General features: G+C 61.2%; 14 protein-coding genes and 1 tRNA gene. 10 read left to right on the top strand and 5 right to left on the bottom strand.

What is annotated here, in order from left to right; genetic code table 11:
* Positions 1-21: 21 nt before the first annotated feature.
* Both trpE and LCH97_RS05310 read right to left on the bottom strand, forming a co-directional pair.
* Entirely contained in the window at positions 22-1485 is a 1464-nt protein-coding gene (trpE, locus tag LCH97_RS05315) for an anthranilate synthase component I (RefSeq protein ID WP_227303838.1), read from the bottom strand.
* Between the two features lie 185 nt (positions 1486-1670).
* Positions 1671-2366 (bottom strand): phosphoglycolate phosphatase, encoded by a 696-nt coding sequence (locus LCH97_RS05310; protein WP_227303836.1) that lies wholly within the window; start codon positions 2364-2366, stop codon positions 1671-1673.
* A 171-nt stretch (positions 2367-2537) separates the two neighbouring features.
* Between LCH97_RS05310 and LCH97_RS05305 the strand changes: the two genes are divergently transcribed.
* Positions 2538-3665 (top strand): hypothetical protein, encoded by a 1128-nt coding sequence (locus LCH97_RS05305; protein WP_227303835.1) that lies wholly within the window; start codon positions 2538-2540, stop codon positions 3663-3665.
* Positions 3666-3726: 61 nt separating this feature from the next.
* Here the strand turns inward: LCH97_RS05305 and LCH97_RS05300 are convergent, their stop codons facing one another.
* Positions 3727-4455 (bottom strand): SDR family NAD(P)-dependent oxidoreductase, encoded by a 729-nt coding sequence (locus LCH97_RS05300; protein WP_227303833.1) that lies wholly within the window; start codon positions 4453-4455, stop codon positions 3727-3729.
* Positions 4452-5138 (bottom strand): ribulose-phosphate 3-epimerase, encoded by a 687-nt coding sequence (gene rpe / locus LCH97_RS05295; protein ID WP_026107845.1) that lies wholly within the window; start codon positions 5136-5138, stop codon positions 4452-4454. Before rpe ends, LCH97_RS05300 begins: the two co-directional genes overlap by 4 nt.
* A gap of 134 nt (positions 5139-5272) precedes the next feature.
* Between rpe and apaG the strand changes: the two genes are divergently transcribed.
* The gene (apaG, locus tag LCH97_RS05290; RefSeq protein WP_370630725.1) at positions 5273-5653 is read left to right on the top strand and encodes a Co2+/Mg2+ efflux protein ApaG; all 381 of its coding nucleotides are present in this window, start codon (positions 5273-5275) and stop codon (positions 5651-5653) included.
* Between the two features lie 27 nt (positions 5654-5680).
* On the top strand, positions 5681-7474 hold the full coding sequence (locus LCH97_RS05285) for an ABC transporter ATP-binding protein/permease (RefSeq protein WP_227303827.1): 1794 nt from the start codon (positions 5681-5683) through the stop codon (positions 7472-7474).
* Between the two features lie 113 nt (positions 7475-7587).
* Here the strand turns inward: LCH97_RS05285 and LCH97_RS05280 are convergent.
* A tRNA-Thr gene (locus LCH97_RS05280) sits at positions 7588-7663 on the bottom strand.
* Positions 7664-7711: 48 nt separating this feature from the next.
* Between LCH97_RS05280 and LCH97_RS05275 the strand changes: the two genes are divergently transcribed.
* The 7 genes from LCH97_RS05275 to serC all read left to right on the top strand — a co-directional run bounded on the left by LCH97_RS05275 (position 7712) and on the right by serC (position 14981).
* The gene (locus LCH97_RS05275; protein ID WP_227303825.1) at positions 7712-8296 is read left to right on the top strand and encodes a hypothetical protein; all 585 of its coding nucleotides are present in this window, start codon (positions 7712-7714) and stop codon (positions 8294-8296) included.
* A gap of 124 nt (positions 8297-8420) precedes the next feature.
* A complete protein-coding gene (locus LCH97_RS05270; protein ID WP_227303823.1) occupies positions 8421-9242 on the top strand; it encodes a basic amino acid ABC transporter substrate-binding protein in 822 nt (273 codons plus the stop codon).
* Positions 9243-9309: 67 nt separating this feature from the next.
* Positions 9310-10053: an amino acid ABC transporter permease gene (locus LCH97_RS05265; protein WP_147687743.1), complete on the top strand. Its 744-nt coding sequence runs from the start codon at positions 9310-9312 to the stop codon at positions 10051-10053.
* A 186-nt stretch (positions 10054-10239) separates the two neighbouring features.
* Entirely contained in the window at positions 10240-12918 is a 2679-nt protein-coding gene (gyrA, locus tag LCH97_RS05260) for a DNA gyrase subunit A (protein WP_227303821.1), read from the top strand.
* The gene (locus tag LCH97_RS05255; RefSeq protein ID WP_227303819.1) at positions 12915-13388 is read left to right on the top strand and encodes a PaaI family thioesterase; all 474 of its coding nucleotides are present in this window, start codon (positions 12915-12917) and stop codon (positions 13386-13388) included. The genes gyrA and LCH97_RS05255 overlap by 4 nt, the downstream gene beginning before the upstream one ends.
* Complete coding sequence (locus tag LCH97_RS05250; RefSeq protein ID WP_227303817.1) at positions 13385-13831, top strand: PaaI family thioesterase; 447 nt, start codon at positions 13385-13387, stop codon at positions 13829-13831. The genes LCH97_RS05255 and LCH97_RS05250 overlap by 4 nt, the downstream gene beginning before the upstream one ends.
* A 64-nt stretch (positions 13832-13895) precedes the next feature.
* Positions 13896-14981, top strand: a complete 1086-nt coding sequence (gene serC, locus LCH97_RS05245) for a 3-phosphoserine/phosphohydroxythreonine transaminase (protein ID WP_227303816.1) — start codon at positions 13896-13898, stop codon at positions 14979-14981.
* Positions 14982-15049: the final 68 nt, after the last annotated feature.

The raw sequence follows: 15049 nt of genomic DNA, 5'->3' as shown, positions 1-15049 counted from the left end.
GTTGGCCGCAGCGCGGGGTACTCAGGCGTCCAGGCCGCTTTGCACCAGCTGGGCGGCGCGCACCACGGCGCGGGCCTTGTTCTGGGTTTCTTCCCATTCCGACTGCGGTACCGAGTCGGCTACCACGCCGGCGCCGGACTGTACGTATAGCACCTCGTTCTTGATCACGGCGGTACGGATGGCAATGGCCAGGTCCATGTCGCCGGTAAAGCCCAGGTAGCCGACGGCGCCACCGTACACGCCGCGCTTGGTGGGCTCGAACTCGTCGATGATTTCCATGGCGCGTACTTTGGGCGCGCCGGACAGGGTGCCGGCCGGGAAGGTGGCTTTCAGGATGTCGATATTGGAGACATCCGGCTTTACCGTGCCTTCCACGCTGGACACGATGTGCATCACGTGCGAGTAGCGCTCGATCACCATATTGTCGGTAATCTTCACGCTGCCGGTGTCGGCTACGCGGCCAACGTCGTTGCGGCCCAGGTCCATCAGCATCACGTGTTCCGCGATTTCTTTCGGGTCGGCCAGCAGGTCTTCCGCCAGCGCCTGATCCTCGTCACGGGTCTTGCCGCGCGGGCGGGTGCCGGCGATGGGGCGCACGGTGACGGTATCGTTTTCGCGGCGCACCAGGATTTCCGGCGAGGCGCCTACCACGTGGAAGTCGTCAAAGTGGTAGAAGAACATATAGGGCGACGGGTTCAGGCTGCGCAGCGCGCGGTACAGCGATAGCGGCGAGTCGGTAAACGGCATGCTCATGCGCTGGGCCAGCACCACTTGCATGATGTCGCCGTCCAGTATGTAGTTTTTGGCGTTGGCCACGTCGCGCTTGAACGCCTCTTCGCCGTATTCGCTTTGTGCGGTGGTGGCGGTGGACGGCAGCGACAGCGGGATGGCCACGTTGTCGCGCAGGCGGGCGCGCAGCTGCGCCAGGCGGGCGTTGGCCTTGGGCAAGGCGTTGGGTACAGCCGGGTCGGCGTAGACCACCAGGTACAGTTTGCCGGACAGGTTGTCTACCACCGCCAGCTCTTCGGACAGCATCAGCAGGATGTCCGGCGTACCCACCGGGTCGGGCTTTTGCATGTCGGCTAGGCGGCGCTCGACATAGCGCACGGTATCGTAGCCAAAGTAGCCCACCAGGCCGCCGGTGAAACGCGGCAGGCCGTCGATAGGCGGGGTGTTGAAGCGCTGGCTGAACTCTTCGATAAAGGTCAGCGGGTTGCCCTCGTAGCGTTCGATGACTTTGTCGCCGTACTCCACCTGCACGCTGTGGCCTTGCACGCGGATGCGGGTGGTGGCCGGCAGGCCGATAAACGAGTAGCGGCCGGAGCGCTCGCCACCTACCACCGATTCCAGCAGGTAGGAGTAGGGCTGGTTGGCCAGCTTCAGGTACACCGATAGCGGGGTGTCCAGGTCGGCGAACAGTTCGAGGGTAACGGGGATGCGGTTGTAGCCGGCCTGGGCCAGCTCGTTGAAGGCTTGCGGTGTCATGCTAGTGTCCAATGGTGTCAGTGCGGTCTTGAGGAGGGCGGCGAGGGTAGGGCTAGCATTGCCATCGCCAGCTGGCACGATTGGGCAGGAATTTCATGATGTAAGCAGGCTGTCTGTTGGTTGGGTATGCAGGGCTATTGTGTCGCAAAAGCCGGCCGCCGTACAGGCGGCGCGGCGCTGCAGCATTACATGCGCACGTTGGCGTGCGGGTCGGCCGATTTTTTCAGCAGGGCAAACAGGTCGACCAGGCTGTCTACCACCAGGTCGGCACCCAGCGTGGCCGCATCGCGGTAACCATAGCTGACGGCCACGGCCAGCGCGCCGGCCTTGTTGGCGCACAGGATGTCGTTTTCCGAGTCGCCCACCATGATCATTTCCTGCGGTTTGACGTTCAGCACGGCAGCAGCGTGCAGCAGCGGCAGCGCCGACGGCTTTTTCTCCGGCAGGCTGTCGCCACCCAGAATCATGCTGAAGGCGCTGTCGATGCCCAGCTCGGCCAGCAGCGGCGCGGCCAGGCGGTGCGATTTGTTGGTAATCACTACCAGCGGCAACTCCAGGCTGCGCAGCAGGTTCAGGCTTTCGGCCACGCCGGGGTACATGCGGGTGTGGGTGGTAAGGTTGGCGCGGTAGTGCTGGATAAATTGCGTAAAACCCTGTGCCCACAAGGCTTCGTCGGCCTGGCCGTCTTTGTCGTCGGTGATGGCGCGGTGCACCAGGCTGGCGACGCCGTCGCCCACGTGGGTTTTGATGCGCTCGGCGTCCAGCGGTGGCAGGCCCAGCGCCTGGCGCATGGCGTTGGCGCTGGCGGCCAGGTCGGCGATGGAGTCCACCAGGGTGCCGTCCAGGTCGAAGGCAATGGCTTTGATGTGTTTCAGGTTCATGGCAGTGCAGCAGTGGCAATAGGAACAGCCGGCATTGTACAGGATGGCTGCCATTGCGCCTTGTGCCCGCGCGGTGGCTTCTTTATGATGCGCACTTTCTTTTGTCATGAGTCGCGCGGCTTGGCGTGCGCGGCTGCAGCAAGGGCGGCGCTGGCTGCCCGGGAGAGTGTCATGCCTGTTATTACCCGAATCGCCCTGCCGCTGGCGGCTAGCCTGGCGCTGGCCGGCTGTGCCACGTCCCCGCTGGCCAACAAGACCGCAGACGACGCGGCTATCTACACGCTGCAGCAAAGCAGCCTGGATGCCCGTTATAACTTTGACGGCAGCCTGCGCATCAGCGACCTGGATATTCCGGCAGAGCTCGGTAGCCTGGCTAACCCGGATCTGGTGAAGGACGTGGCGCGTTCGTTCAGCTTCGATATGCGCGGTGCGGTAGACATGCCAGCCAGCCGCATCGAGCTGGTGCCAACCTTCCGCTTTGCGCGGCCCAATGTGGAAAGCTGGGTGCGTGTCCCCATGTTGTTCCAGCTCAATACCCTGACCGCCTGGGTAGATGCCTCGGCGCTGGACCTGGCCCTGCCGCAGCTGCACGGCAAGCTGCTGAAACTCAACGCGCCGCAAGACAAGGTGGCGGATATCCCGGTGGATGCCGTGATGCGCGACCTGCCGCTGATTATCGGTGCGGCTTACTCGGCGGTAGACAAGAAAGCCTTCACCTTCCAGCCGCTAAGCGATAGCGACCGCCAGAAAGGCGCCAGCTACCGTATCCGCCTCACGCTGGACCCGGCCGCCGAAGCGCAGCTGGGCCGCGTCATGCTGCAAGAAGTGGCCGCCCGTGTGAAGCGCTACAGCGCCAGCAAAGAAGTACAGGCATTTGCCGACAAGCTGGCCGAAGAGGTCGCCAAGACACAAGGTGAAATGGCTTCCGAAAGCCAGACCGAGCTGCTGGTCGATAGCCGTGCCAAGCTGCTGGCCATGGAAGAGCAGCGTACCTTGCGCGCGCCCAAGCTCAAGGGTTTCAGCGTAACCCTGCGTACGCAGATGGCCATGCGCAACCACGGCCAGCCTGTATTTACCGTGCTGCCGACTGCGGCCAACGTGCTGACGCTGGACGAGCTCAAGGCGCCGTCGTGGTTTTCCCGTGTTACTGGCAAAGGTGAGGATGAAGAGTCTGTCGAATCTGCCGAGCCAGAAGTAGATGCTGCAGAGGCAGCCGCGCCAGCTGAAGCTGCGCCACTGGCGCCTAAAGCCAAGACAAAAGCCAAGCCACGCAAACCAAAGGCTAAAAAGCCGAACTAAGCCGCTACAGGTGCGAAAAAGCCGCTCGATGAGCGGCTTTTTTTGTGCGCGTGCAAGCTGCTTATAGTAGCCGGATATCCGCAACAGCCTGCTGGCCGAAGCTGCTGCCATGCAGGTGGCGGCAGATGGCGGCGGCGCAGTCGGCAGGCTGGGTCAGCTGCCCTTCGGCCTTTAGCGCGGTAAAACGCGGCAGGTTGGGGAAGTGCGCCGGGTCGGCGGCGCGGATCTCGCCCTGCATGCCGGTATCCACTACGCCGGGGTACAGCGACACCGCTAACACCGGGTTGGCCGCAGCCTGCTGCTCTAGTGCCAGGGTGCGGGTGAAGTGGTCCAGCCCGGCCTTGCTGGCGCAGTACACCGCCCAGCCAGGGTAGGGGTTGGCCGCAGCGCCCGACGAGATGTTCAGCACGCGGCGCACCCCGGAAAAACCGGTACTGTGCGCCACAAAGGCATTGCACAGTACGATGGGGGCGGTGAGGTTCAGCGCCAGCGCCTGCTCGGCCACGCCGTCGGCAAAGCTGCCGACGCTGGCGATAGGCTGCACGGTGCCGGCATTGTTGATCAGCGTCAGGCTGCTGCAGCTGCCCAGCTGCGCCAGCGCGCGCTCGGCCAGCAGTGGCAGCAGGTGGCTGTCGGCCAGGTCGGCGTCGATGGTGGCCAGCTGCGGGTGCGCCGGCAGCGCGCTGCAGTCACGGGCAATGGCCACTACGCGGCCGCCGTTTGCCAGCAGCTGTGCCACCAGTGCAGCGCCCAGCCCGCGCGAGGCGCCGGTGACGATGTAGCCGTTCACGCGCGGCCAACCTTGGCCAGCTCGGCGCGCATGGCGTCGATGGTGGCTTTGTAGTCTGGCGTGTTGTAGATGGCGCTGCCAGCCACGAAGGTGTCGGCACCGGCGGCGGCGATCTGGGCGATATTGTCCACTTTTACGCCGCCGTCCACTTCCAGCCAGATCTCGCCGCCGTGCTTGGCGGTGTATTCGTCAATGCGCTGGCGCGCGGCGCGCACTTTTTCCAGCGCGTGCGGGATGAACTTCTGGCCGCCAAAACCGGGGTTCACTGACATGATCAACACCATGTCGATCTTGTCCATCACGTGGTCCAGGTAGCTCAGCGGGGTGGCAGGGTTAAATACCAGGCCGGCTTTACAGCCGGCTTCCTTGATCAGGCCCAGCGTACGGTCGATGTGCTCGGAGCCTTCCGGGTGGAAGGTAATGATGTCGGCCCCTGCTTTGGCAAAAGCGGCGGCCAGCGCGTCTACCGGTTTTACCATCAGGTGCACGTCGATCGGGGCGCTGCTGTGCGGGCGGATGGCTTCGCAGAACATCGGGCCCATGGTGAGGTTGGGTACGTAGTGGTTGTCCATCACGTCGAAGTGAATGATGTCGGCACCAGCGGCGATGACATTGCGCACTTCCTCGCCCAGGCGGGCAAAGTCGGCAGACAGGATGGACGGTGCAATACGGAATTGGCTCATGGCGGTATCGTGGGCAGGGCTGGAAATGGGCGCCATTGTAAGCGATCGCCCCCGCTGGTGCGATGCGTGTCGTACAATTAGCTCTCGTTTCGCGCCATGGTGGCCAGCAGTTGGCCGCCCGCATCAAAGGACTTATCGTGAGCCAGAAATACCATATCACCGTATCGGCCGAGGTTATGTACCAGGCGCAGCATTCCAGCGTGGAGTCTGACCGCTATGCCTTTGCTTACCGCATTACCCTCAAGAACACGGGCGAGCAGCCAGCCAGGTTGCTGTCACGCCACTGGGTGATTACCGACGCCAATGGCAAGGTACAGGAGGTGCGTGGTATGGGGGTAGTGGGCGAGCACCCGCACCTGCAGCCGGGCGAAAGCTACACCTATACCAGTGGTTCGGCACTGACCACCCCGTACGGCACCATGCGCGGCAGCTACCAGATGGAAGCTGACGATGGCCACGCCTTTGACGCCGAGATTCCCGAATTTCACCTGATCGCCCCGCGCGTGCTGCATTAAGCGGCACAGCCCTCACCGAAAGCCTGCATGCGTCATTTTGCCCACGGCAATACCCCGCCGCCTACCGACCGTAACGACCTGAAAACCCTGAAGACCCTGCTGCCCTACCTGTGGCGCTTCAAGCTGCGCGTGCTGCTGGCGCTGGCTTGCCTGATTGCGGCCAAGGTAGCGGGTGTTGCCACGCCGCTGTACCTGAAAGATATCGTGGACCAGCTGTCGTTGCCGGCCACCATGGCGGTGGTGCCGCTGCTGGCGCTGGCCGGCTATGGCCTGGCGCGCTTGCTGTCCAGCGTGCTGGGCGAGCTGCGCGATGCCATTTTTGCCCGCGTGGTGCAGGGGGCGGTGCGCACGGTGGCGCGCGAGGTGTTTTCGCACCTGTTCCGCCTGAGCCTGCGTTTTCACCTGGAGCGCCAGACGGGCGGCATGAGCCGCGATATCGAGCGCGGTACCAAGGGCATTGGTTTTTTGCTGAACTTTACCGTGTTCAACATTTTGCCCACGCTGGTGGAAATCGGCCTGGTGATCGGCATTTTGCTGCATCGCTATAACGCCTGGTTTGCCGTGGTGACCTTTGCCACCATTGCCATTTATATCGTGTTTACCCTGGTGATTACCGAGTGGCGCACGGTATTTCGCCGCAGCATGAATGATCTGGATTCCAAGGCCAACAGCAAGGCCATCGATGCGCTGATCAACTACGAAACGGTCAAGTACTTTGGCAACGAGGGCTACGAAACCCGCCGCTACGACGGCAACCTGGCGTCGTGGGAGCAGTCCGCCATCAAGAACCAGGTGTCGCTATCGTTCCTGAACGCGGGGCAGGGCGTGATCATTGCCACCGGTGTGACGCTGATCATGTGGTTGGCCGCACGCGGGGTTAACCAGGGCGAAATGACGGTGGGGGATGTGGTGCTGGTGGCCACCTTTATTACCCAGCTGTGGGCGCCGCTGCATTTTCTGGGCTTTGTTTACCGCGAAATCCGCCATTCGCTGGCCGACATGGAGCGCATGTTCACACTGCTGAATGTGGGTGCCGAGGTGGCAGACCGCCCGACGGCTCAGCCCTTGGCTAGCCGCGATGTGGCGATCCGTTTTGATGGCGTCGGCTTTGGCTACGATGCCAAACGCACCATTTTGCACGACGTCAGCTTTGATATTCCTGCCGGCCATACCGTGGCGGTGGTGGGAGCGAGCGGTGCGGGCAAATCCACGCTGTCGCGCCTGCTGTTCCGTTTTTACGATGTCAGCAGCGGGGCGATCTGCTTTAACGGTAGCGATATTCGCGAGCTCAGCCAGGATAGCCTGCGTGCGCATATCGGCATCGTGCCGCAAGACACGGTGCTGTTTAACGACAGCATCTACTACAACATTGCTTATGGCCGGCCCGATGCCACGCGGGAAGAGGTGATCGAGGCTGCCCGTTCGGCGCATATCCACGACTTTGTGATGGGCCTGCCGGATGGCTACGACACCACCGTGGGCGAGCGCGGCCTCAAGCTGTCTGGCGGCGAAAAGCAGCGTGTGGCCATTGCCCGCACCATCCTGAAAAACCCGCCGGTGCTGATTTTTGACGAGGCGACCAGTGCACTGGATTCGCGTACCGAGAAGGCCATCCAGGCCGAGCTGCTCAGTATTGCGGCCAACCGTACCACGCTGATCATTGCGCACCGGCTATCGACCATCGCCGAGGCGGATTGCATTCTGGTGATGGATGGTGGCCATATTATCGAGCGCGGTACGCACCGCGAGCTGCTGGCGCAGGGCGGGCGTTACGCAGAAATGTGGCGCTTGCAGCAAGAGGGCGAGGCGCTGGAAGCCTGAGTCGCAAGCTTGGCCGCATGTGGCAACGCCCCGCTTTGGCGGGGCGTTTTGCTGCGAACGGGCAGCCGTAATGACAAAAGCCCCGCACTGATGTGCGGGGCTTTTGTTTTATCTGGTGCCGGAGAAAGGAGTCGAACCCTCGACCTTCTGATTACAAGTCAGCTGCTCTACCAACTGAGCTACACCGGCGAAGAAGGCGAATTATGCCGTCACTTTTTATGCTTGGCAAGATGCTGCTTGGTATTTTTTGCGGCCTTGCCGTGTTTTACCGCTTTTTTGCTGGCCAGGGCCTTGCGGCTGTTCGCTTTTTGCACGCTGGTGCGCTGGCGGGTTTTTTGCCGTTTTGCCTCGCGCACGGTTTTCGGTTTCAGTAGCGTTGCTTTTTTGCTACGTACGCTTTGCCGCGCTTTGCTTGCCTTGCGTGGCGTGGTTTTCTGGCGCTTTGTCACCACTTTGCCGGCTTGTGGGCGCTTGTTGCCGGATTTTTGTACACGAGCCGATGGTGCGGCCTTGCGTGCTTGCCGGCTGGGTTTTCTGGCTTGTGGCTTGTTTTTGCTGACTTTCCTGCTGCCGGCAGCGGCTTTGCTTGCCGGTTTGCTGCGGGTAGCTTGGCTTTGGCGGGGCGTATTGTCTTTCTCGGCGCTTGGTGTCGGGCTGACAGGTGGCAGGTTCAGTGGCTTGGCCTTGGGGGGCTTGGGTAGTGGTGCCGGCTGGAAATCGCCCGGAAGCGGGGCGTCTTCACCCTCTGCGAAGCTTGGGGTGGCAGAAAATGCCACGGCAGCGATGAGGATGGAAGCAATGGTGCGGGTTAATTGCATTTGAATGATTCTGTTCAGTTGGCCCGGGGGTTTTTCGCATTGTAGCGCCAGTATGGGGTTGCTATATTAGCACGCAGCCCAATCCCAAAAGGAAATGGGTTCAGCGCAGGAAATCAAGGAGATTAGGGATGAAACAAACGAGAAGAACATTGCTGGCGGGTATGCTGTTGTCTGCTTTTGCCTTGACTGGTTGTGGCCAGAAGGCACCGGAAGCAGCGGGGGCTTCTGCGCCGATGGCAGAGGCGTCGGCTACCGGGGGGGATGTCAAAGAGTACGTAGTAGGCACGGATGCCAGCTATGCGCCGTTTGAGTTCCAGACTGACAAGGGCGAGATCGTCGGCTTTGATGTCGAGGTGCTAAGTGCCGCGGCAGCCAAGGGCGGTTTCAAGGTGAAGTTCATCAATACCCCATGGGAGGGGATGTTCGCCACGGTAGACCAGGGCGATCGCGACATCCTGTCGTCGGCTATTACCATTACCGACGAGCGCAAGCAGAGCATGGATTTTTCCGATCCGTACTTTGAGGCGCGCCAACTGATTGCAGTGGCCAAAGGTGTTTCGGATGTTAAAACCTTCCAGGACCTGAAGAACAAGAAAGTCGCCGTGCAGACCGGTACCACCGGTGATGAAGTGGTGCAAAAACTGCTGGGCAAGACCAACCCGAATATCAAGCGCTTTGAAAACATGCCGCTAGCGCTGAAGGAGCTGGAAACCGGCGGGGTGGATGCGGCCGTGGGTGATAACGGCGTGGTGATCAACTACGTTAAAAACAACCCGCAGCATGGTATGGCCACGGTAGAAGATACCAAGAGCTTTGCCCCGGAGTACTACGGGTTTGCTGTGAAAAAAGGCAATGCCGAGCTGCTGGGCAAGGTGAATGCCGGCCTGAAAGCCATCAAGGCTGACGGTACGTACGACCAGATTTTCAATAAATACTTCGGCGCCAAATAACAAAACGGGCAGCGGCGGGTCTGCAGGCAGATCCGCCGTTTTCTTTTTATAAAGCCGGGAGCAGAGCATGGATTTCCGTTGGGGCATGATTGCCGATTACGCACCTTTGTTTGTCGAGGGTGCGAAGATGACCGTAGGTATTACCCTTGTTGCTGTGGTGTTGGGTACGCTGATTGGTCTGTTTATGGGGATGGCGCGTCTGGCCGAGGCCAAGCATGGCGCGGCCAAGTATGTGCTGAAATTTGGCGTGCGCTGGCCTTCTGCGGCCTACGTCGCGTTTTTCCGTGGCACGCCGCTGTTTGTGCAGATTCTGCTGGTGCATTTTGCCTTGATGCCCATGCTGATCCACCCGGTGGATGGCGTGTTGATCGATGGCGAGCTGGCGCGTGACCTGCGTCAGAACTACGGCGCCTTTCTGTCCGGCCTGCTGGCGCTGACGCTGAATGCCGGGGCGTATATCACCGAAATTTTCCGTGCCGGCATTCAGTCCATCGACCGTGGCCAGATGGAGGCGGCGCGCTCGCTTGGCCTGAGCTACGGCCAGACCATGAAGTTCGTCATCGTGCCGCAGGCTTTTCGTCGCATGCTGCCGCCTTTGGGTAACGAGGCCATCATGCTGCTCAAAGACAGTTCGCTGGTGTCGGCGATCGGTCTGGCCGAGCTGGCCTATGCCGCGCGTACTGTGGCAGGCGTGTATTCGCGCTACTGGGAGCCCTATCTCACGATTTCCTTCATCTACCTGGCGCTGACCATGCTGATGGCGTGGGGTATTTCCCGCCTGGAGAAAAAGCTGCACATCGGCACGCGTTAAGCATCTGCCTGGAAAATGAAGCCCCCTGTTGCGTAAGCCAGGGGGCTTTTGCATGGCATGGCCCGCGCAATGCAAGGCAAAAAGCGCTTGCGCTATTTTTGCAAGCCGGCGGTGTGCCGGCAGGGCTTGCCGGACATGGGTTTGTGGTAGAATGGGCGATATTTTTTGCCTCTGATACGGATTTCCATGACCGACCAGCTTTTTGCCAAGGAAACGCTTCCCATCAGCCTCGAAGAGGAGATGCGTCGTTCTTATCTCGATTACGCCATGAGCGTAATCGTGGGCCGTGCCCTGCCGGACGTGCGTGACGGCCTGAAACCGGTACACCGCCGCGTGCTGTTTGCCATGCACGAACTGTCGAACGACTGGAACCGTGCCTACAAAAAGTCTGCCCGTATCGTGGGTGACGTAATCGGTAAGTATCACCCGCACGGCGACAGCGCCGTCTACGACACCATCGTGCGCATGGCGCAGGATTTCAGCCTGCGCTACCCGCTGGTAGACGGCCAGGGTAACTTCGGCTCGGTGGACGGCGATAACGCCGCCGCGATGCGTTATACCGAAATCCGCATGGCGCGTATTGCGCACGAGCTGCTGGCTGACATCGACAAGGAAACCGTCGATTTTGGCCCCAACTACGACGGCTCCGAGCACGAGCCGCTGATTCTGCCTTCGCGAATCCCGAACCTGCTGATCAACGGTGCTGCCGGTATCGCCGTGGGTATGGCCACCAACATTCCGCCGCACAACATCAACGAAGTCATCGATGGCTGCCTGGCCCTGTTGGCCAATAGCGAGATGACCATCGACGAGCTGATCGACATCATCCCGGCGCCGGACTTCCCTACCGCCGGCATCATCTACGGTACTGCCGGCATCAAGGAAGCCTACCGTACCGGCCGTGGCCGCGCCATCATGCGCGCCCGCGTGCACTTTGAAGACATCGGCAAGGGCGACCGCCAGGCCATCATCGTGGACGAGATTCCGTACCAGGTGAACAAGGCCCGCCTGCTGGAGCGTATCAGCGAGCTGGTACGCGAGAAACTGATCGAAGGCATTTCCGACCTGCGCGACGAATCGGATAAATCCGGCATGCGCGTGGTGATCGAGCTCAAGCGTGGCGAAATGCCCGAGGTGGTATTGAACCACCTGTACAAGCTGACCCAGCTGCAGGATAGCTTCGGCATCAATATGGTAGCGCTGGTCGACGGCCAGCCGCGCCTGCTGAACCTGAAGCAGATTATTGACGAGTTCCTGCGCCACCGCCGCGAAGTGGTCACGCGCCGTACCATTTTCGAGCTGCGCAAAGCACGCGAACGCGGCCATATCCTGGAAGGCCTAGCCGTAGCACTGTCCAATGTGGACGAGATCATTGCGCTGATCAAGGCATCCGAAGCGCCGCCGCAAGCCAAGGCAGCCCTGCTGGGCCGCGCGTGGCGTTCCGAGCTGGTGGAAGGCATGCTGGCCCGCGTAGACCAGAGCCAGGCTCGCCCGGAAGGTCTGGCGGCCAACCTGGGCCTGCACGCAGACGGCTACTACCTGTCCGAAGCCCAGGCACAGGCCATTCTGGACCTGCGCCTGCAGCGCCTGACCGGCCTGGAGCAAGACAAGATCGTGGGCGAGTACCGCGAGATCATGGAAACCATCCTCGACCTGATCGATATTCTGGCGCGCCCGGAGCGCATCAACCAGATCATTCACGACGAGCTGACTGCCATCCGCCTGCAATACGGCGACAAGCGCCGCTCCGAGATCGAGCCTTTCGGTGGCGATATCAATATCGAAGACCTGATCACGCCGCAGGAAATGGTGGTTACCCTGTCGCATACCGGCTACCTGAAAGCGCAGCCAGTGGGCGACTACCAGGCGCAGCGCCGTGGTGGCCGTGGCAAGCAGGCGGCAGCCACCAAGGACGACGATTTCATCAACACGCTGTTCGTGGCCAACACCCACGACTACGTGCTGTGCTTCTCCAGCTTTGGCCGCTGCTACTGGATCAAGGTGTACAACATGCCGCAAGGCGGCCGCACCAGCCGTGGCAAGCCTATCGTCAACGTGCTGCCGCTGCAGGATGGCGAGAAAATCAGCGCCATGCTGCCGGTGAAGGCCTTTACCGGTAACGAGCCGGAGCTGGACGACGACGCCGAGGTAAGCGACAAGGTGGAAGGCCCGTTTGTCTTCATGTGCACCGGCAACGGTACCGTTAAGAAAACTCCGCTGGAGGCGTTCAGCCGCCCGCGTACCGCCGGCATCATCGCGGTGAAACTGGACGAAGGCGACACCCTGGTGGGCGTAGCCCTGACCAGCGGTAGCGACCAGGTCATGCTGTTCAGCAACGCCGGCAAAGCTGTGCGCTTTGACGAAGCCAATGTACGCGCCATGGGCCGTACTGCCGGTGGTGTGCGCGGCATGATGCTGGCAGAAGGCCAGCAGGTCATCTCGCTGCTGGTAGCCAATAGCGACGAGCAGCAGGTGCTCACCGCCAGCGATGGCGGCTACGGCAAGCGTACCCGCGTGGGCGAATTCCGCCAGACCAGCCGTGGCACCCAGGGCGTGATCGCCATGGACCTCACCGATAAAACCGGCCTGGGGCTGGTGTCGGCCAGCCTGGTGGAAGACAGCGACGATGTGATGCTGATTACCACCGGTGGTGTGCTGATCCGTACCAAGGTAGACCAGATTCGCGAAACCGGCCGTTCGGCACAGGGCGTGCGCCTGATCAACCTGGACGACGGTGAAAAACTGGTGTGCCTGGTAAAAGTGGCCGAGAGCGAAGACAGCAGCGAGGCTGACGCAGATGCCGAGCTGGCTGCAGACGACACAGCAGCACCGGCAGCCGAGGCGGGCGAGGGCGCGGCTGAATGAGTCATGCCGATGCGGCCAACCCCGAAGTGCTGAAGGCAATGGGCGAGCTGTTTGTCAGCTTGCCGCATTGCCGCACCCTGGGCTTTGAATATCTGGGTACTGTTGGCCGCAAGCCAACACTGCGGGTGGCGTGGCGGGAAGACCTGGTGGGCAACCCGGCCACCGGCGTGGTGCACGGCGGGGTGATTACCTCCATTGTTGACACCACCAGCGCGGTATCGGTGGCGGCCAATATGCAGGACTACGAGACCATCGCCACGCTGGATCTGCGTATCGATTACCTGAAAGCGGCCACCCCTGGCAAGGCCATCTACTGCACCGCGGAGTGCTACCGCATGGCCAGCCAGATCGCGTTTACCCGTGCCGTGTGCTATCACGATTCACCGGATGACCCGATTGCCCATGGTGTGGCCACCTTCATGCGCGGCTCCAACCCCAAACCCATGCTGCAGGTGGAGGACAAACCATGAGCGATTTCATGGAAACCTTCGACCGTTTGCGTGACGAAAAGCGTTTTGCCGAGGTGATTGCTGCCGTGCCTTACGCCCGCCTGATGGGTGTGGAGTGCGGCGAGGACGCTGCGGGCGAGCTGCTGTTTTCGCTGCCGTTTTACGAGCGCAATGTTGGCAATACTACCTTGCCGGCACTGCATGGCGGCCTGATTGGCGGCTTTCTGGAAAACGCCGCGCTACTGCACCTGATGTGGAATCGCGAATCGCTGGAAGCGCCGAAGATCGTTGATTTCTCGCTGGATTACCTGCGCTCGGGCAAGGCCCAGACGCTGTACGCGCAGTGCGAAATCACCAAGCAGGGCAAGCGCGTAGCGCACGTGCTGATCGAGGCTTGGCAGGAAGACCGCAAAAAACCGGTAGCGGTGGCGCGGGCACATTTTCTGCTCAGCACCGGTAGCTAGACACTCAAGCCACGCTACGCGCGTGGCTTTTTCATTATCAGAGACAAAGAGACAGAGGTCTGACATGGCAAAGGTGTACAACTTTTCTGCTGGCCCCGCAGTGCTGCCCCACGAAGTACTGGCCACGGCACAAGCCGAGTTGCTGGACTGGCACGGCTCCGGCATGTCGGTGATGGAAATGAGCCACCGCGGCAAAGAGTTCATGGAAATCATCCACGACGCCGAACAAGACCTGCGCGAGCTGATGCAGATTCCCGCCGGCTACAAGGTGTTGTTCATGCAAGGCGGTGCGTCGCAGCAGTTTTCCATGGTGCCATTGAACCTGGCGCCGGCCGACGGCGTGATCGACGTGCTGGATACTGGCCACTGGTCGCGTCTGGCGGTGAAAGAGGCCAAGCGCTATACCAGCGTTAACGTGGTGGCCAGCAGTGCCGACCGTCACTACGCCACCGTGCCGGCGGTTGATACCTGGCAGTGCCGCGCCGACGCCGCGTACTTCCATTACACCTCCAACGAAACCATCGGCGGCCTGCAGTACAGCGCCATCCCCGATACCGGCAGCGTACCGCTGGTGTGCGATATGTCGTCCGACTTCCTGTCGCGCGAGATCGACGTGTCGAAGTTCGGCCTGATCTACGCCGGCGCGCAGAAGAACATCGGCCCGTCCGGCCTGACTGTGGTGATCGTGCGCGAAGACCTGCTGGGCCGCGCCCAGCCGCAAACGCCCACCATGCTGAACTACCAGGTGCACGCCGACGCCGACTCCATGTACAACACGCCGGCCACTTACCCGATCTATATCGCGGGTCTGGTGTTCAAATGGCTGAAAACCCAGGGTGGCATCAAGGGCATGGCGGCGCGTAACGAAGAGAAAGCCGGCCTGCTGTACCACGCTATCGACAGCAGCAACGGCTTCTACTACAGCCATATCGACGCGCCGTACCGCTCCAAGATGAACGTGGTATTCCGCCTGAAAGACGAAGCGCTGGAAGACCTGTTCCTGTCCGAAGCCAAGAAAAACGGCCTGGTGCAGCTCAAGGGCCACCGTTCGGTAGGCGGTATGCGCGCATCCATCTACAACGCCATGCCGATCGAAGGCGTGAAAGCGCTGGTGCACTTCATGCTGGATTTTGCCCGCCAGCACGGCTGATAGCGCCAAAGGTTGGCCGCATGCCTGTGCGGCCTGCAAAATCCAAGCCCCTTCCTGAGCGGAAGGGG

The sequence above is a fragment of the Vogesella sp. XCS3 genome (genome assembly GCF_020616155.1).
Taxonomy (GTDB): domain Bacteria; phylum Pseudomonadota; class Gammaproteobacteria; order Burkholderiales; family Chromobacteriaceae; genus Vogesella.
The sequence above is the reverse complement of the archived record's forward strand: the minus strand, read 5'-3'. Positions and strand labels throughout refer to the sequence as shown.

Excerpts from the sequence above, each read along its gene's own strand:
- trpE (WP_227303838.1), bottom strand. The coding sequence starts at position 1,485 with ATGACACCGCAAGCCTTCAACGAGCTGGCCCAGGCCGGCTACAACCGC.
- LCH97_RS05310 (WP_227303836.1), bottom strand. The coding sequence starts at position 2,366 with ATGAACCTGAAACACATCAAAGCCATTGCCTTCGACCTGGACGGCACC.
- LCH97_RS05305 (WP_227303835.1), top strand. The coding sequence starts at position 2,538 with ATGCCTGTTATTACCCGAATCGCCCTGCCGCTGGCGGCTAGCCTGGCG.
- rpe (WP_026107845.1), bottom strand. The coding sequence starts at position 5,138 with ATGAGCCAATTCCGTATTGCACCGTCCATCCTGTCTGCCGACTTTGCC.
- LCH97_RS05285 (WP_227303827.1), top strand. The coding sequence starts at position 5,681 with ATGCGTCATTTTGCCCACGGCAATACCCCGCCGCCTACCGACCGTAAC.
- LCH97_RS05270 (WP_227303823.1), top strand. The coding sequence starts at position 8,421 with ATGAAACAAACGAGAAGAACATTGCTGGCGGGTATGCTGTTGTCTGCT.
- LCH97_RS05265 (WP_147687743.1), top strand. The coding sequence starts at position 9,310 with ATGGATTTCCGTTGGGGCATGATTGCCGATTACGCACCTTTGTTTGTC.
- gyrA (WP_227303821.1), top strand. The coding sequence starts at position 10,240 with ATGACCGACCAGCTTTTTGCCAAGGAAACGCTTCCCATCAGCCTCGAA.
- LCH97_RS05255 (WP_227303819.1), top strand. The coding sequence starts at position 12,915 with ATGAGTCATGCCGATGCGGCCAACCCCGAAGTGCTGAAGGCAATGGGC.
- LCH97_RS05250 (WP_227303817.1), top strand. The coding sequence starts at position 13,385 with ATGAGCGATTTCATGGAAACCTTCGACCGTTTGCGTGACGAAAAGCGT.
- serC (WP_227303816.1), top strand. The coding sequence starts at position 13,896 with ATGGCAAAGGTGTACAACTTTTCTGCTGGCCCCGCAGTGCTGCCCCAC.